This is a genomic window from Nitratidesulfovibrio sp. (assembly GCF_040373385.1).
Lineage (GTDB): Bacteria > Desulfobacterota > Desulfovibrionia > Desulfovibrionales > Desulfovibrionaceae > Cupidesulfovibrio.
In genome coordinates this window covers 595,851-615,559 of record NZ_JBDXXH010000001.1, presented here as the reverse complement: position 1 = coordinate 615,559, position 19,709 = coordinate 595,851, and the positions used below count along the sequence as shown (strand labels likewise).

At 67.3% G+C, this 19,709-nt stretch carries 14 protein-coding genes and 1 tRNA gene; 8 read left to right on the top strand and 7 right to left on the bottom strand.

All coding sequences use genetic code 11. The features are described 5' to 3' along the window. The first annotated feature begins 222 nt into the window (after positions 1-222). On the top strand, positions 223-1,779 hold the full coding sequence (locus ABWO17_RS02555; protein ID WP_353115736.1) for an L-lactate permease: 1,557 nt from the start codon (positions 223-225) through the stop codon (positions 1,777-1,779). Positions 1,780-1,872: 93 nt separating this feature from the next. On the opposite strand, the gene ABWO17_RS02550 is transcribed toward ABWO17_RS02555, so the two are convergent. Then, positions 1,873-2,757 (bottom strand): sulfite exporter TauE/SafE family protein, encoded by an 885-nt coding sequence (locus ABWO17_RS02550; protein ID WP_353115734.1) that lies wholly within the window; start codon positions 2,755-2,757, stop codon positions 1,873-1,875. After that, positions 2,754-3,218, bottom strand: a complete 465-nt coding sequence (locus tag ABWO17_RS02545) for a carboxymuconolactone decarboxylase family protein (RefSeq protein WP_353115732.1) — start codon at positions 3,216-3,218, stop codon at positions 2,754-2,756. The genes ABWO17_RS02550 and ABWO17_RS02545 overlap by 4 nt, the downstream gene beginning before the upstream one ends. A 229-nt stretch (positions 3,219-3,447) precedes the next feature. Here ABWO17_RS02545 and ABWO17_RS02540 point away from each other — a divergent pair, with 229 nt between their 5' ends. Next, entirely contained in the window at positions 3,448-4,371 is a 924-nt protein-coding gene (locus ABWO17_RS02540) for a LysR family transcriptional regulator (RefSeq protein ID WP_353115730.1), read from the top strand. Between the two features lie 137 nt (positions 4,372-4,508). Here ABWO17_RS02540 and ABWO17_RS02535 read toward each other — a convergent pair whose 3' ends face one another. Next, positions 4,509-5,906, bottom strand: a complete 1,398-nt coding sequence (locus tag ABWO17_RS02535) for a cytochrome c peroxidase (RefSeq protein ID WP_353115728.1) — start codon at positions 5,904-5,906, stop codon at positions 4,509-4,511. A 362-nt stretch (positions 5,907-6,268) separates the two neighbouring features. After that, a tRNA-Leu gene (locus ABWO17_RS02530) sits at positions 6,269-6,355 on the bottom strand. Positions 6,356-6,796: 441 nt separating this feature from the next. Between ABWO17_RS02530 and ABWO17_RS02525 the strand changes: the two genes are divergently transcribed. The 6 genes from ABWO17_RS02525 (at position 6,797) to ABWO17_RS02500 (ending at position 14,454) form a co-directional block, all read left to right on the top strand. After that, positions 6,797-7,912 carry a DUF1786 domain-containing protein gene (locus tag ABWO17_RS02525; protein ID WP_353115726.1) on the top strand — a complete coding sequence of 372 codons (1,116 nt, stop codon included), beginning with the start codon at positions 6,797-6,799 and terminating at the stop codon, positions 7,910-7,912. 182 nt (positions 7,913-8,094) lie between these two features. Then, positions 8,095-9,399, top strand: coding sequence for a phenylacetate--CoA ligase family protein (locus ABWO17_RS02520; RefSeq protein WP_353115724.1), 1,305 nt, complete (start codon positions 8,095-8,097; stop codon positions 9,397-9,399). Positions 9,400-9,625: 226 nt separating this feature from the next. Further along, positions 9,626-10,135 (top strand): DUF456 domain-containing protein, encoded by a 510-nt coding sequence (locus tag ABWO17_RS02515; RefSeq protein WP_353115722.1) that lies wholly within the window; start codon positions 9,626-9,628, stop codon positions 10,133-10,135. Between the two features lie 153 nt (positions 10,136-10,288). Further along, positions 10,289-11,089, top strand: a complete 801-nt coding sequence (locus tag ABWO17_RS02510) for an RNA methyltransferase (RefSeq protein ID WP_353115720.1) — start codon at positions 10,289-10,291, stop codon at positions 11,087-11,089. A 305-nt stretch (positions 11,090-11,394) separates the two neighbouring features. Then, entirely contained in the window at positions 11,395-13,815 is a 2,421-nt protein-coding gene (locus tag ABWO17_RS02505; RefSeq protein WP_353115718.1) for a methyl-accepting chemotaxis protein, read from the top strand. A 198-nt stretch (positions 13,816-14,013) separates the two neighbouring features. After that, positions 14,014-14,454, top strand: coding sequence for an arsenate reductase ArsC (locus ABWO17_RS02500; protein ID WP_353115716.1), 441 nt, complete (start codon positions 14,014-14,016; stop codon positions 14,452-14,454). Between the two features lie 226 nt (positions 14,455-14,680). Here ABWO17_RS02500 and ABWO17_RS02495 read toward each other — a convergent pair whose 3' ends face one another. The 3 genes from ABWO17_RS02495 to ABWO17_RS02485 all read right to left on the bottom strand — a co-directional run bounded on the left by ABWO17_RS02495 (position 14,681) and on the right by ABWO17_RS02485 (position 19,688). Then, a complete protein-coding gene (locus ABWO17_RS02495; protein ID WP_353115714.1) occupies positions 14,681-16,855 on the bottom strand; it encodes an HD domain-containing phosphohydrolase in 2,175 nt (724 codons plus the stop codon). Between the two features lie 14 nt (positions 16,856-16,869). Next, positions 16,870-18,129 (bottom strand): transglutaminase-like cysteine peptidase, encoded by a 1,260-nt coding sequence (locus ABWO17_RS02490; RefSeq protein WP_353115712.1) that lies wholly within the window; start codon positions 18,127-18,129, stop codon positions 16,870-16,872. Between the two features lie 155 nt (positions 18,130-18,284). Beyond that, positions 18,285-19,688: an HlyD family type I secretion periplasmic adaptor subunit gene (locus tag ABWO17_RS02485; RefSeq protein WP_353115710.1), complete on the bottom strand. Its 1,404-nt coding sequence runs from the start codon at positions 19,686-19,688 to the stop codon at positions 18,285-18,287. Between the last annotated feature and the right edge of the window lie 21 nt (positions 19,689-19,709).

Here is a 19,709-nt window from a genome sequence, read left to right as displayed (position 1 = left end):
TGACCGACAGACGGAGGAAAGGGACATGACCACGAGGATTCGGCCACCCCGGCCCGCGCACCCCGCCAGCGGCAGGCGTCGCCCCATGGCCGCCGCAGGCACGGGATGCCGGACCCGACGGGCCGACCGGCCCGCATCGGCACGCCGCACCGGACACGTTCCGGCAGCGGTGCCACGCCGCCGGGACCGGTAAGAACATTTCACGAGGAGGTCCAGCACCCCATGTATGCCCTGTCCGTTCTGCTTGCCTTCATGCCCGTCATCGCCATTTTCGTGCTGCTGCTCGTGTACCGGGTGGCGGCAGACACCGCCGGGTACATCGGCTGGGCCGTGGCCGCCGCCATCGCCTGGCTGTACTTCGACACCGCGCCCACGGTCATCCTGCTGTCCAGCGTGGCGGGCCTTGTGGCCTCGCTGCCCATCGCCCTGGTCATGTCCGCCAGCATCCTGCAGATCACCGTCATGCAGGAAACCGGGGCCGTGTCCCGCGTGGTGGCGCTGATGAAAAGCGTGGCCCCCGGCCAGCAGGCCGTGCAGATCATGCTGATCAACGTGGGTTTCGGCATCCTGCTCACCTCGCTGGGTGCGGTGACGGTGTCCATCCTGCCGCCCATCATGCTGGCGCTGGGCTATTCCACCTTCGCGGCCATCATCCTGCCCGCGCTGGGCTACGACGCGCTGTGCACCTACGCCCTGCTGGGCATCCCCGCCGTGGTCTACGCCAACTTCGTGGGCCTGCCGGTGACGGAAGTGGGCGGCTACTTCGCCCGGTTCATGCCCGCCATCTCGACCTGCATCGCCCTCGGCATGCTGTACCTTGCCGGTGGCATGAAGATGGTACGCGAAGGCATCGTGCCTGCGCTCATCGCGGGCCTGACCGCCGGTGTGGTGGCCATCCTCATGGCCAAGCTGGGGCTTGTGACCATCACCGGCATCGCCGCCGGGCTGACCGTCATCGTGGCGCTGATGCTGTACATCCGCCTGACGGGCCGCCCCCTGCGCGACCGCAGCCTGCTGAACGAGGCGGACCTAGCGGCCGAGCGGCGTCATTCGCTGGCCGCCGCCTGCTCGCCGTGGATCATCCTGACCGTGGTCTCGCTGATCCTCAACGCGCCGTTCCTGCCGTTCTTCGACCTGACCTTCAAGCAGTGGTCCATGCCGCTGGAGATCATTCCCAAATCGCCGGAGCGGCTGCGCATCTTCTGGCAGGCCTACTTCTGGGTAATCGTCTGCACCGCCGCAGCGCTGCCGTTCATGAAGGCCACGCGCCAGCAGGTGTCCACCGCGCTGGTCAAGGCGGGCAAGCGCGCTGGGCGGCCGTTCATGTCGGCCTCGGTCTTCTTCGCCATCGCCTACGTCATGAACCACTCCGGCAAGGGGGCAGACTGGACCCTGGCCCAGCCGCTGCACAACATGGTGTACGTCATGGCCGACGCATCGGCCTCGCTGTTCGGCAAGATGTACCCCTTCGTGGCGCCGTACCTGGGGCTGCTGGGCGGGTTCATCAGCGGTTCGGAATCGTCGTCCATCGCCATGCTGACCAAGCTGCACCTGTCCACCGCCGAAAAGATCGGCGCGTCGGGGCTGGTCATCGCGGCGGCCAGCGGCATCGGCGGCGGGCTTGCCAGCGTCATTTCACCCGCCAAGCTGCAGAACGCGGCGGCCAGCATCGACCGCATCCGCGAGGCGTCGCAGGCCATCCGGCCCGCGTTCGTCATCTCGGTGCTGATCACCACCGTGTGCGCGGTAATGACCATGTTCTGGGCCTTCCCCAACTAGGCCGACGCCAGAAACAACGACAAAGGCCGGGAGCGTGCGCGCTCCCGGCCTTCATCGTTTCCACCCGGCAGCCCGCCGGGGGAACGAGGCCCGCTACCCCAGCCCCGCCGCGCGCCACAACAGGCCCGCGCCGGACACGGCGAACAGCCCCAGCAGCACCTTGCGAAATGCTGCCTCGTCCAGGCGACCGAAGCACAGGTGGCCCCCGTACAGTCCGGCGGCCAGCGCGGGCAGTCCGGCGCAGAACAGCAGCAGCACCCGCCCGGTGATCTCGCCGTGCAGCCCCTGCGCACCCACGATGCCCACCCCCGCCAGCAGGAAATATCCGGCCAGGGTGGCCTTCAGCGCGTGGCGTCCCCAGCCCTGGCGCATGGCCCAGGCCACCACGGGCGGGCCGTTGATGCCCACCGCCGCACCCAGCGCGCCGCTGACCAGCCCCACCGCCACGGTGACGGCGTGGCGCAACGGCGAGCCTGCCGCATGTGCAGGTGGAGCAAGGGTGCCCGCGTCGTCAGCTACCGACGCGGCGCGAGCCGCGAACACGGTGAACGCCAGCACCATGGCCCCCAGCAATCCTTCCAGCCACGCCTCGGGCGCAACGGACAACAGCCTGCTGCCCACGGCCATGCCCGGCAGCGAGGTAAGCAGCAAGACCATCAGAGGTCCGCGCCGCACATGGCCGAGCATGCGGCCCACCAGCGCCACGTTGATGGCCAGCGCCATCAGGCAGCCCAGCGGCACGGCCACCCGCAGGCCCAGCACCGCCACCAGCAAGGGCAGTGCAATGACCGTGGAGCCGAACCCCGCAAACCCTTGCGTGAACCCGGCGGCCAGCGCCGCCGCACTTACCGCCCCCATGGTACGCATGTCCTGCATGTCAGGCATGCCAGGCTGATCGACGAGCGCTGGAAAGGTGGCTTGCAGTGTGGCGGCCAGACCGCTCACAACGGATGCGGCCAGCGCCAGGATATCGGTCATGCCGCTCCCTCGCCGCCGGGAGCAGGGGTGCCCGTGGCCATGGCCGTGACATCGGGTACGCCAGCCATGGCAGAGCCCCGGCGCGCGGCGATGTCCGCCTTCACCCGCTCCGGCCACTGCGCCCCGAACACCTCGTCCATGACCTCCAACGCGAAACGGGCCGACACGGTAGCCGGTCCGCCGCCCATCTCGATGCCCACCTCCACCGCTTCCAACATCTCGGCAGGGTCAGCCCCGGCGGCAGCCGCCTGTTCAATGTGCCACTGCATGCACGAGCGGCAGTCCAGAACCACGGAAATTCCCACGGCAATCAGTTCCTTGTGGCGTTTCGTCAGCGCGCCGTCCGCGTAGGCGGCCCGCTCCATGTCCAGAAACGCGGCGTACACGGGGGCGCCCGATGCCGCAAGCCGGGAATGGGCGCGTTTGCGCTGCACGGTCAGCGCGCGCAGTTGGTCGTTCATGACGGCCTCCCTGGTTCGTATTTGTCGAATGCCGAAAGGATGCAGCTCCACGCTTGCCTGCCGTCATATCTCGTGCCACGATGCAGGACAAACGAATCGTCGTGAAGTTTCGGTTCACGAAAATCGAACGAAACAGCCACGCCGCCCCGCGCCAATCCCGCACCGGACTTGTGGCGACCGGCGCGCCCCTTCCACATGCCAACACACGGGGCACCTTCCGGAACATCACATGGACATCCGCCACCTGAAGACCTTTCTGGCCGTGGCAGCCGGGCTCTCGTTCCGCAAGGCGGCAGAGTCGCTGCACTACGCCCCGTCCACCGTCACCGCGCAGATCCGCGCGCTGGAAGAAGACCTGGGCGCCCCGCTGTTCGAACGGACGGGCCGCCGGGTGTTGCTTACCGACCACGGTCGACGGCTGCTGCCCCGCGCCCGGCGCATTGCCGAAATGGCCGACGACGCCCGCCGCGCCGTCACCCACGATGCCGATTCCGGCGAACTTTCCGTGCGCATGTCGCAAAGCCTCGGCATGCTCTGCCTGCCCGAGGCGCTACGCCGCTTCCGCGCACGCTTTCCGTCCACGCGGGTACATGTGGCCACGGCCTCGCGCCACGGCCTTGCGGCGGACCTGCGCCACGGCGAGGTGGACCTGGCCCTGCTGCTGGGGCGCCCCTTTGCCGCCGACGGCGTGGACATGGAAACCCTGCGCCGGGAACCGCTGGCATGCATCGCCGCGCCCGGCTCGCCGCTGGCCGGGCTAGCCCGGGTGACCCCGGCAGACCTTGCGGGCCAGCCGCTGGTGCTTACCCGGCACGTGTGGAGCCTGCGCCCCGCCATCGAACAGACCCTGGCCGCCGCCCATGTGCAGCCGGGGGCCGTGCTGGAATGCTCCAGCATCGTCATCGTCAAGCGCTGCGTGGCGGCGGGGCTGGGCGTGGCCGTGGTACCGCTGTGCGCCGTGCGCGACGAGGTGGACCGGGGTGAACTGCGCGCGCTGGACGCTGCCGCACTGGTGGATGCACCCCAAACGGATACACCCGGAATGCACGCCACCCTGTCCGTCCCGGTGCTGCTGGCCCTGCCCGCCCGGCGGCAGGTGCCCGCCGCTGCCGCATTTTTCGCCGGGATACTGCGCGACCTGTTCCGGCCCTGACTGCTTCGCCTGCCCTGCCCCGCACCAACAGATAGGGCGGAACGGTAAATCCCGTTCCGCCCTTGTGCGCCATGTATCGGAGTGCCGGTCCTGATCGTATGCGGTCGGCCCGTCGCGCGCCGCCGCGCCGCCAGCCGCTACTTCGCCACGGCCACGCCAGTCAGCGGCTTGCCCTTGTATTCGCCGGTCAGCGTGCGCAGGAAGGACACGATGAGCGCGCGGTCGCCTTCGGGAATGGGCATGCCGGAGAGGTAGGTGCCCATGATGCGCACGGCGTCGTCCAGGGTGGTTACGGTGCCGTCATGCATGTAGGGCGAGGTCAGCTCGATGTTGCGCAGGGTGGGCACCTTGAAGCGGTGCAGGTCTTCCGGCTTCTTGGTGAAGTCCTTCATGCCCGCGTCGGAGCCAAGCGGGTTGCCCCGGTCCTTGAAGTAGTCGGCCTTCAGGTCCATGTATTCGAACGACTGGCCGCCCACGGCCTTGCCCACGTGGCAGCTGGAGCAGCGATACGCCTTGAAGCGCTGGTAGCCGTCCAGTTCCGCCTGGGTCAGGGCCTTGTCGTCGCCCTTCAGCCACTTGTCGAAGCGGCTGTTGGGGGTGATCAGGGTCTTTTCGTACTCGGCGATGGCGTCGGTGATGCCCGCCGCGCTCCACCCGCCGGGGTACAGGGCCGCGTATTCCACCGTCAGGCCCGCATCGGTCGCCAACCTGGCAATGATCTCGTGCCAGTCCTTGGAACCCATTTCGATGGGGTTCAGCGGCGGGCCGCCCGCCTGTTCCTGCAAGTCTGCCGCGCGGCCATTCCAGAACTGGCGGGTGTTGAACACGGCGTTGAACGTGGTTGGGGCGTTGATGTCGCCGAACTGCTTGCGGATGCCTTCAGCGAAGCGGCGGTTGTCGGTGCCCGCCTTGTCCTCGGCGTGGCAACCGGAACAGGCCAGGGTGTTGTCGGCGGACAGGCGCTTGTCGTTGAACAGTCGCTCGCCCAGTGCCACCTTGCGGGCATCGGTGGGCAGCGATGCAGGCAGGGGCTGCAACGGCTCGTTGGCACGGCTGGGTGCGGCGTCGGTGGCATAGTGGGCTGCGCGCGTGCCCGCCACCCATTCCAGGACGGCCTTGCGGTCTTCGGCGTTCAGGCGGCTGCCCCAGTGTACCGCCGTGAACTTGGCCGGGGGCATGGTTTCGTTCAGCACCACCCACTCCATCTTGGTGATGGTGGCCTCGCCCACGGGGGCGTCCTTAGCCGCATCGACGAGTTCCACGTTCAGGTCCATGGCGCGCAGGCCGTCACGAAAATCCTTTTCGATCATCTGCTTGATGCCGGGCACCTTGGCATAGAACGGCAGATCATAGTCACGGCTGTGGCAGGCCATGCACTTGTCGCGCACCACTTCCGACACCTGCCGGAACTTGGCCATCTGCGGCACGCCCTTCACCAGCTGCTTGTCGTCTGAAGCCGCGTGCGCGCCGGGCACTGCGTACAGGGAAGACGCGGCAAACCCCATGGCCACCGCAATGGCCCAACCCGCCAACATTCGTGCTGCTCCCTTTTGCATCATCGCCTCCGTGCGCGGGCATCCGCATGCCCGTGGTCTGTGCGAAACCTCACGAGCGTCGCCATCTTCCAGGCCTGTGCCGCAAGGTCGCAGGGTTCGATAACACCTTGGATCATTTGATGACCCCAATCGTTGAGGCGACTATATCGGAAATCATTATTTTAGCAATAGTAATTATTACTGTTAAAGCAAGGCGGAATCTCCTCGATAACATTCGAATATCCCAGAACAATTCACCAGCAAACCATTAGAAGCTTGTTCCGATTTTCCCAGGGCTTTTCGCCGTGCATGAGGCGCAAAAGAAGACGCCGCAGCGTTTCCGCTGCGGCGTCTTCGAAATATGGTGCCGAGGAAGGGACTCGAACCCTTACAGGATTTCTCCCACTACCCCCTCAAGATAGCGTGTCTACCAATTCCACCACCTCGGCACGGGGAACGACCGTATAGCGCTGGACACCCCGGATTGGCAAGCACTTTCTGCCGTTTTCCCTCGCCTTGCGCGGTTCTTCGCGTCCGGCCAGGGAATTACCAAGCTACCGCCTCCCCCTGCCCACGGTCCCCCAGCCTCGCAGTCGCCACTGGCACCGCCAGCTCCACTGTCACCACCGGACCAAGCGCCCCGAAAGACCATGCCGCATCGCGCCCCCTTGCCGCGCTTTCCGCCTGCGCTCTCGGCGGCTTGCGGTGGTTGCGGGTTTGCATGTACTGTCGTGCCCTGCCTTTATCCGCCGCCGCACCGGCCCTTGCCATCTGTGGACCGCCACGCACCGGGGCACAGCGCCCCGTGCTTTCCTGCGGCCCTGCGCAAGTCGACCGGACCAGCCCGGCACGGGCAACCACACCAAACCCCACGCAACCACCACCGACGCATGAACATACCCGATCTTCGCACCGCCCCGCAGCCCCACACACCGCCCACGGCCAGCCAGCCAGCCTCCGGCAGCATCCTGTGTCTGGACATCGGCAGCGGCACCCAGGACGTGCTGCTGACCATGCCCGGCCTGAACCCGGAAAACTGGCCGCGCTTCGTGCTGCCCACGCCCGCCCGCCGGGTGGCCAAGCGCATCGCCGAACTCACCGCCGAAGGCCGCCACATCTGGCTGCACGGCGAGAACATGGGCGGCGGTTTCTTCGGCGCGGTGAAGGCCCACGTGGCCGCCGGGCTGCGCATGGCCGCCCACCCGGAAGCGGCCCTGGCCCTGCACGACAACCCGGAACGGGTGCGCGCCCTTGGCGTGGACATTGCCGCAACCTGCCCTGCCGGGTTCGCCCCGGTGCGTCTGGCCGACTACGAACCCGGCTTCTGGCGCGCCCTGCTGGACACCTGCGGCCTGCCGCAGCCGCATCTGGTGGTGGCCGCCGCGCAGGATCACGGGCACCATCCGCAGGGGTCCAACACCGTGGGCCGCTTCGAACTGTGGCGCAACTTTCTCAACAACGCCTCGGACGGCCAGCCCGGAGCCAATCCGGCCAGCCTGATCTACGACGTACCGCCCGCCCAGTTCACCCGCCTGAGCACCTTGCAGCGGGCCATCGGCGGCGGTCCCGTGGCCGATACCGGCGCAGCCGCCGTGCTGGGCGCGCTGGCCCTGCCGGAAGTGCAGGCCCGCAGCGCCCGCGAAGGGGTGCTGGTGGTCAACGCGGGCAACAGCCACACCATCGCCTTTCTGGTGTTCCGCCAGCGGGTGTGGGGCGTGTACGAGCACCACACCGGCATGCTGACCACCGAAAGCCTGCTGCACGACCTGAACGAATTTCGCCTGTGCTGGCTGCCCGACGAGCAGGTGCGGGCCGCCGGGGGCCACGGCAGCGCCTTTGCCCCGGACATCCCGCCGGAGACGGAAGGCTTTCGCCCCGCCTTCGTGCTGGGGCCGCGCCGCGAAATGCTGCGCGGGCACGGCCAGTTCATCGCCCCGCACGGCGACATGATGCTGGCGGGCTGCCACGGGCTGCTGCACGGGCTGAATCTGCGCGACGGGGCCTAGTCGCAGGCGTCAGGGCATACGCCCCGCACGGCACGGCATGCCCCATGCGCGCGGGCACGCCCGTCACACGCGGTCGTTCGCAACGCCTGCGACTGCACGGCCTGCAACCCGCAAGGGCTGCCGCTCACGCGTTTTTTCGGCCAACACGGCCCGCCACGCGGGCAACCATAAAGAGGGGTGCCATGGAATTCTTCGACATCGCCGAAACCTGGAGCCGCGAGGCCATCACCGCCGCCCAGATCGTCCGCCTGCGCAACACCGTGGAACAGGCCATGAAGTCGCCCTTCTACGGCCAGCGGCTGAAGGAGGCGGGCGTCACCCCCGGCTCCATCCGTTCGCTGGACGACGTGCGGCGCATCCCGCTCACCAGCAAGGACGACCTGCGCGCGCAATACCCCGACGGGCTGATCTGCGTGCCCAAGTCCGAACTGGTGCGCATGCACGCCTCCAGCGGCACCACCGGCACCCCCACCGTGGTCTACCACACCCAGTCCGACCTCAATTCCTGGGCCGACCTGATGGCCCGCTGCATGCACATGGTGGGCATCCGCCGCGAGGACGTGTTCCAGAACATGGCCGGGTACGGCCTGTTCACCGGCGGCCTCGGCATCCACTACGGCGCCGAACGCCTGGGCTGCCTGACCATCCCCGCCGGGGCGGGCAACACCCGCCGTCAGGTCAAGCTGGTGCGCGACTTCAGGACCACCGTGGCGCACATCATCCCCTCGTACGCGCTGTACCTTGGCGCCGCCCTGCGTGACGAAGGCGAAAACCCCGCCGAACTGCCGCTGCGCATCGCCCTCATCGGCGCGGAGCCGCACACCGAGGAAGCCCGCCGCCGCATCGAGGACATGTTGGGCCTGAAGGCCTACAACTCGTACGGCCTGTCCGAGATGAACGGCCCCGGCGTGGCCTTCGAGTGCGTGCACCAGAACGGCCTGCACGTGTGGGAAGACGCCTACATCGCCGAAATCATCGACCCCGCCACCGGTGAAGCCGTACCCGACGGCCAGGTAGGCGAACTGGTCATGACCACCCTGTGCCGCCAGGGCATGCCCGTGCTGCGCTACCGTACCCGCGACCTGACCCGGTTCCTGCCCGGCGAATGTGCCTGTGGCCGCGTGCACCGCAGGCTCGACCGCATCCTGGGCCGCGCCGACGACATGCTCATCGTCAAGGGTGTGAACATCTACCCCATGCAGGTGGAGCAGGTGCTCATGGGCTTTCCCGAAGTGGGCCAGAACTACCTCATCGTGCTGGAACGCGACGACTTCCGCGACGTGCTGCGCGTGAAGGTGGAAATCCGCGACGAATACTTCGAGGAAGACATGCGCAAGCTGCACGGCCTGCGCGAACGCATCACCCGCCGCATCCACGACGAAATCCTGGTCACCCCCAAGGTGGACCTTGTCCAGCACAACAGCCTGCCCAAAAGCGAAGGCAAGGCCCAGCGCGTGCAGGACCTGCGCGAACGCCCCGCGTTGTAGGGCGAAAAAGCAACGAAAACATGAATGTGGGGGAAGGGAGGGAACTTTTGCGGCAGCCGTTTGTGAGCGCGCAGCGCGAACATTACGGATGGCGACCGCAGAGCGAAAAGTTCCCTCCCTTCCCCCACACCCCCTTCCCGCCCTCAAAACTTTTCAATTGTGGGTTGTACGGGTAGGCTGGGGGCATCAGTGCCAACCCACTCTCCCCATTTCTCAACGGAGCCCCATGGACTACATTCTCGCCACCCTGTGCATCATCGTGCTGTTCGGCATGATCGGGCTCAACGTGTTCGGGCTGCCGGGCAACTGGCTGGCCGTGGGCACGCTGGCGCTGTGGAAACTGCTGGCCCCCGCCGCCCCGGGCATGGACACGTGGTTCTTCGCCACGGTCATCGGGGCCGCCGCCGGGGGCGAGGTGCTGGAGTTCGGTGTGCAGATGCTGGGCGGCAAGCGCTACGGCTCCACGGGGCGCGGCAACCTTGGCGGCATTCTGGGGGCCATTGCCGGGGCCATTCTGGGCGCGCCGTTCCTGTTCGGTCTTGGCGCGCTGCCCGGCGCGCTGGCCGGGGCGTGGTTCGGCTGCTATCTTGCGGAACTGAGCCACGGTCGCCCGCGCGACGCGGCCCGGCAGGCCGCCTGGGGCGCCTTTGTGGGCAAGTTTCTGGGCCTGTCGCTCAAGTTCGCCGCCGGGGCCGTGGTTGCGGTCATGGGCGCTGGGCAGGTCTGGCCCGCGTAGGCTTCTCCCCCTTCCGCCCAACGGACCAAATTAAAAGTTTGAAAGGAGGGATGGGGGTTCGGGGGAAGGGAGGAAAAATTTTCAAATTTTTCCTCCCTTCCCCCGATACTCCTGTCTTTTCCCTCTCCCTCCAACCTTCTTCCCCAAACGACAATGCTGCACAACCTGACGGTGGTACTGGTAAAGACCCGGTTTCCGGAAAACGTGGGCATGGTGGCCCGTGCGTGCGCCAACATGGGCGCACGCGACATCGTGCTGGTGGACCCGGAACGCTGGAACGAGGCAAACGGCGACCCGGCCAAGGCGGTGCCGCTGGCCACGGCCAAGGGGCAGGACATCCTGTCCAGGGTCCGCGTGGTGGCCACGCTGGCCGAGGCGGTGGCCGACTGCGCGGTGGTGTTCGGCACCACGGCGCGCACGGGCGGCTGGCGGCGCGAACTGCTCTCGCCCGAACGCGCGGCGGCAGAGGCCTGCCCGGTGCTGGCCGGAGGCGACCGGGTGGCCGTGGTATTCGGCCCCGAAGACCGGGGGCTGACCAATGACGAAATCGAACACTGCCACCGCCTGCTGACCATCCCCACCGCGCCGGACGCCTCGTCGCTGAACCTGGCCCAGGCGGTGCTGGTGGTGCTGTACGAATGCCTGAAGGGCACGGCGGCACACCCCTTCCGCCCCGGCCCCGCCCCGGATTCGCGCCTGTCAAACCACGCGGAACTGGAACTCTTGCACGACACCCTGCGCGACACCCTGCTGGCCATCGACTACCTGCGCGCCGACAACCCGGACTACTTCATGATGCCGGTGCGCCGTTTTCTGGGGCGCACCCGGCTGCGCCGCCACGAATTCGACCTGGTCATGGGCGTGTGCCGCCAGGTGAAACGCATGGCCGCCCTGGCCCACGCGGCACCCACTGCGGGGTGCGACACTCCCGACGACGCCGGAAACACGAAGTAACCCCTTCCGACAGGGCGCCTTCCCCCGGCCCCCCCATCCCTCCTTTTCGGCAAGACGCAACGCAACGGCCCGGCACCAACCGGGCCGTTGCGCATCCGTTCGACACCGCGCATAGCCACCCGCCGCCGGTTCCCATCTCCGCCCATCAGGCGCTCTAATACTTGAATTTCAGGATATTGAAAAAAGCGCTGCAACCTCTGCGTATGCAAAAATCGATTGACCTCTTGTGAAAAATGGTGCAACCCCCCATCAAAGGGGTGGGGCCTTACGGACTTTTGGGGGACCGTCAACTGGAGGCGACGACCATGCGGCTAGACACACTCAAGATCACCACCAAGATGTATTCCGGCGTCATCGCGGTGGTGCTGTGTACCATCGTGTTCCTGTCCGGCCTGGTGGCCTGGCGCACTCAAGGCACGCTGGACAGGCTGGGCCACGACAACCTCGCCGGGTTCATGGATGCCATGTGCGACGTGGCGGCCATGCAGGACCGCATCGGCGGCGAAGCGCTGCACAACAGCCTGGAGGCCCTGGTCAGCGGGCTGCTGGGCCAGGGTGAGCTGCACGTCAGCGCGTCCAACGCCGCCACGCATCAGGTAACGGACCAGACCACCGGCGCCACATCCACCGTATCCGTGCCGGATTTCGAACTGAGCAGCGACGGCATGCCGCTGCCCTTCTCGCCCAACGCGCTGGTGGAGCGGCACAAGCGCACCGTGGGTTCGGACGCCACCCTCTTCGCGCTGCTGCCCGGAAAGCTGCTGCGCGTGGCCACCACCATCACCGATGCCCAGGGCAAGCGCGCCATCGACACGTACGTCCCCGAATCCAGCCCGGTGTACAAGGCCATTGCCGTCGGCAATGACTACACGGGGCGGGCCATGGTCATGGGCAAGCCTTTCCGCACGCATTACCGCCCGGTGAAGGACGCCTACGGCAAGGTCGTCGGCGCGCTGTTCGTGGGCGAGCCCCTGCTTACCGAAGCCTTCCGCACCATGTTCGGCCAGGCCCATGTGGGCGGGCGCGGCTACACCTTCATCTTCGCGCCCGACGGCACCCGCGTGCTGCACCCCACCCGCACCGGCACCAACATCCTGCAGGACGCCTACGGCAGACAGATGATGGAAACCCGCAACGGCTTCCTGGAATGGGAATATCAGGGCCACAAGGTGGGCTACGTGCGCTATTTCGAGCCGTGGGACATGTACCTGGCCGTGGCCATGACCCGCGACGAGATGTTGCAGGGCGCGGATACCGACATGCTGCGCTGGACCGCGGGCGGCGGCGTGGCCGCGCTGGCGCTGGCCGTGCTGTTCGTGTGGCTGCTGGTGCGCGAGCTGATGAAACCCATGGGGCAACTGGCTGCCTATGCCCGCACCGTGGCATCGGGCGATTTTTCCGCCACCATGCGCTACGACGCGCGAGACGCCGTGGGCGACACCATTGGCGCCGTCAACGCCATGGTGGCCGAGATGAAGAACAAGCTCGGCTTCACCCAGGGTGTCCTGAACGGCATGACCATGCCCTTTGCCATCAGCTCGCCCGACGAGAAGGTACTGTTCACCAACGCTGCGCTGGTGCAACTGCTGGAGCGCCCCGGCACCCCCAGGGACTGGGAGGGCAAGCAGTTGGACCGCTTCGTGTATGGCCGCGACGTTGACGACATGGCCACCCGCCGCTGCCTGAAGAGCGGCAGCGCCGAATGCAACCTGAGCGTGGACCTGACAACAGAGACCGGCAAGACCGTGCACGCGCAGGTGGACGTGGCCCCGCTGTACGACCTTGACGGCATCCTCATCGGGGCCTTCACCATCTACGCCGACGTTACCGACCTGCGCACCCAGCAGGCCCGCACCGAGGCCCAGCATGCCGCCATCACCCGCGTGGCCGAGCAGGCCGACGCCATTGCCCGCCAGGTGGCCACGGCGGCGGAAGAACTGTCCAGCCAGGTGCAGGATGCCAACGGCGGCGCCGACAGGCAGCGCGCCCGCGCGTCCGAAACGGCCACCGCCATGGAGCAGATGAACGCCAGCATGCTGGAAGTGGCCCACAACGCCTCGCAGGCGGCGGCCAATGCCGAAGGGGCGCGCGCCAAGGCCGACGAGGGTGAACACCTGGTCGCCGACGTGGTGCAGGCCATCACCGGCGTGCGGGACCTGGCCGTGGACCTGCGCGCCAACATGGAAGGACTGGGCCGCCAGGCCGAGGACATCGGCCGGGTGATGCAGGTCATCGAGGACATCGCCGACCAGACCAACCTGCTGGCGCTGAACGCCGCCATCGAGGCGGCCCGCGCCGGTGACGCCGGGCGCGGATTCGCCGTGGTGGCCGACGAGGTGCGCAAGCTGGCCGAAAAGACCATGGGCGCCACCCGCGAGGTGGGCCAGGCCATCGCCTCCATCCAGTCCGGCGCGCGCGACAACGTGCAGGCCACGGCGGCAGCCGTGGACGCGGTGGTGCGTTCCACCGAACTCACCGAAAAGTCCGGCGGCGCGCTGAAGGAAATCGTGGCCATGGTGGACCAGACCGCAGACCAGGTGCGCTCCATCGCCACGGCCTCGGAGGAACAGTCCGCCGCCAGCGAACAGATCAGCCGGTCCACCGAAGAGGTGAACATGATCGCCCAGGACACCGCCCAGATCATGTCCCGCTCGGCCACGGCCGTGCACGACCTGGCCGGGCTGGCAGGCGACCTGCGCCGCCTGACCGCCGAGATGCGCGCCTGATCGCGGGCGATGATCTGATCACGGACAATTGCCGATCATTGGCGGCGTGCTGATTGCCGAAGGGCGCACCCGACAGGGCGCACGCCACATCCATTGCCGAACGATACGCCGGGGCCTGCGGGCCCCGGCTTTTTTCATAGTGACACCATTTTGTCACGCAACAATGCCATTTTGCCAAAAAGCCAAATGGAGGCCGCCATGCATGCCACCCGTGTCCTGTTCATCTGCGTGCACAATTCCGCCCGCAGCCAGATGGCCGAAGCCTTCCTGCGCAAGCACGGAGGGGCCGCCTTTCAGGCGGAAAGCGCCGGGCTGGAACCCGGCTCCATCAATCCGTTGGCCATACAGGTCATGCGAGAAGTGGGCATCGACATATCGGGGGCCACGGCCCGCTCGGTATTCGACCTGTTCCGGCAGGGCCGCATGTACGACCATGTGGTCACCGTGTGCGCCGAAGGCGAAACGCAGTGCCCCCTGTTCCCCGGCCTGGTTCGCCGCCATCACTGGCCCTTCGACGACCCCGCCGCGCTCGTCGGCGATGAAGAGGAACGCCTGGCGGCAACCCGCGCCATACGCGATGCCATCGAAGAGCAGGTCAAGGAATTCGTGGCAACGCTGAACGCCGCATCCGATGCCTGATCCGGGGTCTGCCCCCCTCACCAGGCTCCGATTCGGGCACCGGCCCGGTCCTGAACCGCCCCCCGGCGCTGTCTTTGCCCGGCCATCTGCCGCTGGGGTTCCGGGCGTGCCCCAACGTCGGCACGCCCGACCACACACGCAACGCGAAGGGGGGACGCCGCATGGCGCCCCCCCGTTGCTTTCTGCCGTGCCGGTCGTCGCCACGCGGGTGGCGGCGTTTGCCCGGCTAAGCCTCGCCGTTGGCCCCACCAACGGCTGCCCCGCCGATCTGGCCCATCAGCCGCTCGCCCGCCGGTGTGTCCAGCACATCGCGCAGGGCGTGCACCACGTTCACGTCGTAGCTGTCGGTCTGGCTTTCCAGGGCGTCCAGCACCTTCTCCAACGGCAGGGCCGGGCGGTACGACCGCGGTCGCAGCATGGCGCAGAAGGCGTTGGTCACGGCCAGGATGCGGGCGTGGGCGGATATCTGCTCGCCGGAAAGGCCCTCGGGGTACCCCTTGCCGTCCTGCCGTTCGTTCATCTGGATGATGGCGGGCAGCACCGGCAGGTCGAACTCGATGGAGGACAGCACGTCGCGCGCGTATTCCACGTGGCGTTCCATCTCATGCTTTTCCTGCGCCGTGAGCTTGCCGGGCTTGTTCAGGATGTCGCGCGGCACGAACATCTTGCCCACCTGGGAAAGGTTGGCCGCCGCCTCCACCGTGGCCACGTCGCGCTCGCCAAGGCCCATGGCCCGCGCGGTCAGGCTGGCTGCGGTGCCCATCAGCCGCGAATGGCCCGCCAGGTACGGGTCGGTCTGTTCGATGGCCCGCACCAGCGCGTCGATGGTCTGCTGCACCACCCGGCGGTTGCGTTCCTGCGCCTCGACCAGTTCCGTGATGTCGTGGAACACCGAAACCACGCCGCGCACCTGCCTGCCGTCGGGGCCGAACAGCGGTGCCTTGACGATCTGGAAATGGCGCCTGCGCGATTGCAGGTACACCACCTCGTTCACCGTGGCCGGGTCGCCGCCCATGAGCACCTGGGCATCGGGCGCGGTGATGCGCCGCGCGGTGTCGAAGCCGAACACCGCCTGCATGTCCATGCCCAGCAGTTCTTCGGGGCTGCGGCCCACGGCGCGGGCGAAGGCCCGGTTGACGTACTGGAACACGCTCTGGTCGTCGGTGAGCGAAACCGGGTGCGTCATGGCCGAGTTGATGCCGTCCAGAAGCTGCTTCTGATCGTCGATGACCTCGAACAGGGCCTTGAAGTCACGCGCGATTTCGCGCTGTTCCCGGCCCACCAGCCACCACCACAACGAAGCCAGCATGACCACCAGCAGCAGGGTGCACAGCACCGCCAGCCCCACCACGGTGCGCTCGCGCTCGGCCAGGCGGGTCAGTGCGAGGTCGGCGGAAATTTCCTCCACGGTCCACCAATCGATGTTCGGCACCTTGCGCCCGGTGGAGTACACCTGCGTGCCGCCATCCACCGAGGTGCGCTGCATGAAGGGCAGGTCGCCGGTTTCGGCGAAGGCGGGCGGGGGCACGTTCTTCAGCCCTTCCTGGGCCGAAGGGGCGATTTCCTCGAAGCCGTGCGGGGTGCGCTGCACCAGACGCGACACCTGCCCCTTCTCCACCAGCGGCGAGGCGGCCAGAAACTCGCCCACCTTGCCGGAGATGATCTTGGACAGCAGCAGCACGGCCACGGGCCGCGCGCCGGTGGCCGCCTCGAACTGGGGCGGCAGAATGGGCATGAACAGGTCCAGCACCAGCCCGGTCTGGGTGGAGCGGGCATGCGAGAACTGCATCCGGCCCGTTTCCAGCACGGTGCGGATGGCGGTCTGCTGGTCCTCGTTCAGCGGCACGGGGGTGGCGTCTGTGGAAATGTAGGTCTGGGCACGGGTGTTCACGATGCGCCCGGACACGAAGTCGGAATAGGTCACGAACTCGCGCAGCAGGTTGCGCATCAGCGGCAGTTGCGCCGCCAGTTGCGAGATGTCGTCGTCTCCGGCTCCGGGGCCCTGCGGAGCGCCGGGCTTACCCGGCTTGCCCGCCTTGTCGCCGTTCTGGCCGGAATCATGGCCGGGCTTGTTCAGCATCAGGCCCACGTCGCCTTCCAGCTGGTTCACCTCGGAGGCGAACAACCGGAACAGGTCGGCATTGATCAGCCGCGCCCCCTGCTCGGTCATGGAATCCAGCCACAGGTTCATGGACTCCACCCGGGCCAGCGTGAGCACGGCCTGGCGCTGGGCAATGTCCGTCTCCAGCTTGTGCCGGGCATCAGTGATGTTCCAGTAGGCACCCACCGTGGCGGCAGCCACGGTAACCCCAAGCACCACGATGCCGAACCACAGAAGCCGCGAACGGCCAGCGGGTCTGTCGCGGTCCGGCGTGCCTGTCGATGCGCTGTTCTCTGCCATGGGTCCTCCGCGAGCTATTGCATTCTTCGGGTGCCGGGGCCGCCCTTGATAGGGATATGCGCCCACCGGTGTTCTTCATTTATGGAGTACTGAGGTACGTAGTGTCCGTAACGCTGGTGCGACAGCACCACGTTGGACAGGTTGTCCAGCACGTAGGCGTCGCCCCCCGTATATACCACCAGTATGGCATGGGCCAAGCGGCGGATCGAGTCCAGCAGGATGACGATGCGCATGTCCGACACGGACACGCCAAGCTGCTTCAGGGCGAAATACTTGGTTATGGCGTAGTCCTCGCAGTCGCCCGACTTGCGCAGGAATTCGACCGGAGCCGCCCAGTAGTCCACCACGCCCCACACTTCACTGTCCAGCCGGTAGGGCCATTGGTTGAACAGGGAATTCACGTTGCGCAGCTTGTCCATGGTGGACAGGCCCCGCCATTCGGAGCGCAACTCGCCCCACAGGGCATTGCGCCCGCCCAGCGCCCGTTCCGGAATCAGCCCGGGCGTCTTGCGATCCACGTTCAGCACCCGGTCCCATTTGGGCAGATTCTTCAGCGGCCCCCGGAACTCTATGGTGTTGAACAGCCGGATGCCGCGCGAGGCCGACGAGGCGCCCTGCCGTGGTTCCGCAGGCTGGCCGGATTGTACAGATTGGCCAGACTGCGCGGATTGAGCTGATTGCCCTGACGGCCTCGCCTGTCCGCCCTGTCCGCCCTGCCCGGCCTGTCCGGCCTGCCCGGCCCGCTCCGCCTGTTCCGCCTGGGCCACAAGGGGCGCATCGGGCAAGCCCACCGGGGGCGTGTCCGCATTGGCCGTGTCTGCTTTGGCCGTGTCCGCCGCAGCTTCGTCGGCCCCGTTCACCTCGGGGGACGCATCGCCTCCGCCCGCGTTCCCGGCGGTCGTCGTGGTGCCGCGTCCGTCACCCGCCTGCCGCGCGCTGTCCGCAACCTCGGGCGGGGCTGCCTGCCCATGAGGCATATCGGCAACAACCCGCCCCGACTGTACTGCCCTTTCCGGTCCGGTCACGTCCGACACAGATCCGGCCACTTCCGGTGCTGTTCCGGCAAGTTCCGGCGCTGTACCGGCCACCGCACCGCGCACCTCGGGGGTGGCGGGCACCCCGGTGCGCACGGCGGTGCCTGCCCCCTCCGCCTGCATGGGCGCGGCCTTGGGGGATGCCCCCCCCGCCATGGCCGTGTCGGGCCACGCGCCGTTCCACTGGCCGCCGCCCGTGGCCAAGGCACACAGGGCAAGCAGGGCAAACACTGGCAGCATCCGAAGGCGATGCCCGAAAAACCTCCCAACCGGGCCACGCGAGCCGGGCTTGCGGCGCGTACACGCCCCCCCGGCCCCGTCCGCCGCGACCGGCGGACCGGGATGGTACGGCACGCTACCCGCGCCGTTTCCTTCGCCTTTGGCCCATTGCAGCATCAACGCTCCCGCAGGGCATTCTGCTGCGCCTTCAGGATGGGCTTCAGCAGATAATCGAGCACCGTCTTCTTGCCGGTGAGAATGTCCACCGTGGCGGTCATGCCCGGCATGATGGGCAGGCTTTCGCCGCGATAGGTGATGGCGTTCTTCCTGGTGCGCAACTTGACCAGATAGTAGAACTCGCCCTTGCGGTCCTCTATGGTGTCCGCGCTGATCTGTTCCAGCCCCGCTTCCAGGCCGCCGTAGATGGAGAAGTCGTAGGCGGTGATCTTGACGATGGCCTTCTGGCCCGGATGCAGGAAGGCGATGTCCGCCGGGCGGATGCGCGCCTCCACCAGCAGGGTGTCGTCCAGCGGCACCAGTTCCATGATGGATTCACCCGGCTTCACCACCCCGCCCTGGGTATTGATGATGATGCGCTTCACCGTGCCGCGCACCGGGGCGCGCAGGTCGGTACGGGTTACCCGGTCTTCACCGGCGGACAGGGTTTCGCGCAGCGAGTTCAGTTCCCCGCGGCGCTTGTTGATTTCTTCCACCGCCTGCGAACGCACCTCTGCCTTGCGGTGCGACAACCGCTGCTCCACCTCGTGCACCGCGTTGCGGGCCTTGGGGATGTTCACGGCCAGCGAACTGATGTCGCCGCGCAACTGGATGACGCGCTGCTCAAGGCTCAGGTAGTCCACCTTGGAGTATATCTGCTTTTCCACCAGCGGCCGGGCGATGTCGCGCTGTTCCTGCGCCACGCGCAGGCTGGCGCCCAACTGGCCCTGCCGTCCCACCATTTCTTCCACTTCCTGGCGCTTCTGCGAAAGCTGGCTTTCCAGCACGCCCAGTTCCAGTTCCAGCTGGCGCTTGCGCGCATTGTGGATGGACGTCTGGTCGGCCACCACCTGGGGCGCATTCTGCACCACTTCCTGCGGGTACACCGGGTCCTTGCCCGCCATTTCCGCCTCCAGCCGGGCAATGGCGGCCATGTGCTCGTATGACTTGGACACGGCGTCGCGAAAGAAGCTGGCGGCCGATTCGTTGTCCAGGCGCACCAGCACCGTGCCCTTTTCCACGATCTGCCCTTCGCGCACGAATATCTCGCTGATGATGCCGCCTTCCAGGTTCTGGATTTCCTGGATGCGCTGCGAGGGAATGACCTGGGCCTGGCCGCGCGTCACCTCGTCCAGCGCGGCAAAGGCCGCCCAGGCAATGAACGCCAGAAAGAATATCCCCAGCGAGGCGGACAGCAGGAAGGCCAGCGGATGCCCCTTGCGATGCAGGGCCGCGTCCACTTCGCTCATGAATTCCAGGTCGTCGCGGCGCACGCCGTGCCCCGCCCCGCCGCTGCCCAGCGCGCTGGTGCGGGTGGCCTCGGCAAGGCGCTGGCCAAGGGTCGTGCCACCCGGGGCGCCCATGCCGGGCGCAGCCCCTCCGGG

Coding starts and splice junctions, on each gene's coding strand:
- ABWO17_RS02555 (WP_353115736.1), top strand. CDS start 223: ATGTATGCCCTGTCCGTTCTGCTTGCCTTCATGCCCGTCATCGCCATT.
- ABWO17_RS02550 (WP_353115734.1), bottom strand. CDS start 2,757: ATGACCGATATCCTGGCGCTGGCCGCATCCGTTGTGAGCGGTCTGGCC.
- ABWO17_RS02545 (WP_353115732.1), bottom strand. CDS start 3,218: ATGAACGACCAACTGCGCGCGCTGACCGTGCAGCGCAAACGCGCCCAT.
- ABWO17_RS02540 (WP_353115730.1), top strand. CDS start 3,448: ATGGACATCCGCCACCTGAAGACCTTTCTGGCCGTGGCAGCCGGGCTC.
- ABWO17_RS02535 (WP_353115728.1), bottom strand. CDS start 5,906: ATGTTGGCGGGTTGGGCCATTGCGGTGGCCATGGGGTTTGCCGCGTCT.
- ABWO17_RS02525 (WP_353115726.1), top strand. CDS start 6,797: ATGAACATACCCGATCTTCGCACCGCCCCGCAGCCCCACACACCGCCC.
- ABWO17_RS02520 (WP_353115724.1), top strand. CDS start 8,095: ATGGAATTCTTCGACATCGCCGAAACCTGGAGCCGCGAGGCCATCACC.
- ABWO17_RS02515 (WP_353115722.1), top strand. CDS start 9,626: ATGGACTACATTCTCGCCACCCTGTGCATCATCGTGCTGTTCGGCATG.
- ABWO17_RS02510 (WP_353115720.1), top strand. CDS start 10,289: ATGCTGCACAACCTGACGGTGGTACTGGTAAAGACCCGGTTTCCGGAA.
- ABWO17_RS02505 (WP_353115718.1), top strand. CDS start 11,395: ATGCGGCTAGACACACTCAAGATCACCACCAAGATGTATTCCGGCGTC.
- ABWO17_RS02500 (WP_353115716.1), top strand. CDS start 14,014: ATGCATGCCACCCGTGTCCTGTTCATCTGCGTGCACAATTCCGCCCGC.
- ABWO17_RS02495 (WP_353115714.1), bottom strand. CDS start 16,855: ATGGCAGAGAACAGCGCATCGACAGGCACGCCGGACCGCGACAGACCC.
- ABWO17_RS02490 (WP_353115712.1), bottom strand. CDS start 18,129: ATGCTGCCAGTGTTTGCCCTGCTTGCCCTGTGTGCCTTGGCCACGGGC.
- ABWO17_RS02485 (WP_353115710.1), bottom strand. CDS start 19,688: ATGGGCGCCCCGGGTGGCACGACCCTTGGCCAGCGCCTTGCCGAGGCC.